The sequence below is a fragment of the Alcanivorax sp. HI0083 genome (assembly GCF_001635175.1).
The window spans coordinates 1-866 of record NZ_LWFX01000157.1 but is presented as its reverse complement, the minus strand read 5'-3'; the positions used below and the strand labels follow the sequence as shown (position 1 = coordinate 866).

The 866-nt window shown below is 55.2% G+C and carries 1 pseudogene; it reads left to right on the top strand.

The features are described 5' to 3' along the window. Positions 1 to 80 precede the first annotated feature (80 nt). Positions 81 to 866 (top strand): annotated as a pseudogene (locus tag A3754_RS01715) (hypothetical protein); the annotation flags it as partial.

Sequence of the window (866 nt, the reverse complement as noted above, 5' to 3'; positions counted from 1 at the left end):
TGTTATGCCATACAGGGCTATCGGGGCCCGGCGAACCTGTTCGCCTACAAACACAACAACAACAAGAGCTGTAAAACACCATGGCAGCATATTCTGTACCGTTCTGGCGCTCTCTGTGCCTGATCGCGCTCTGCGCTATCAGCTTGCAACTCCATGCGGCCCGCGATGACGAGGCCGACGACGAAATGGACGAAGTCACCCCGGAAGAACTGCAAATGCAGGAAATCCCGGTGGATGAACGTATTTTCGTCGAAAAATGGAACGAGGTGCCTTACAAGAAAAGCTACTTCACCTATACCGACAAGCAAATCCGCGACAAATGGGAATACCTGATGCGCGGCCTGAAGGTGCCCTACCCATCCGCCGCTTACATGAAGGAACAGTTCGAAAAGTACCCCTTCATGAAAGAGGATATCAAAGACTGGAACGGTGATTATCAGGTGCTGGAGGCTCGCAGCCTGCAGGTATGGCGCAAGTTCTTTGCCGGCGACTTCCAGGAAGCCCGCGAAGAAGGTCTCAAACTTGGCCCCATCGGCAAGATTCCTGCCCTGTTTTCCCAGCTGATGTACGCCATCTATCTCGCTGATCGTCAGAGCACCAAATACATGATGCTCCAGGACGTGGCCAACCAGGCACAAGAGTACTTTGATGACATGGAAGAAGCGGCCGACGATCCTGCGGTGGCCCCCATTGTCGCCTCGGTGAAACTCGGTTACGCCTACGCCATTGCCCGCATCGCGGAAGAATCTCCGGTGCCGATCGTGGTCGCCCGCCGTTATATCGGCAAGATCAAGAACAGTGCTGAAGAGGTGGTTGAGATCATGCCCGAACAACCGCTGGCCCATGCCTTCCGCGCCGGCGTGGAC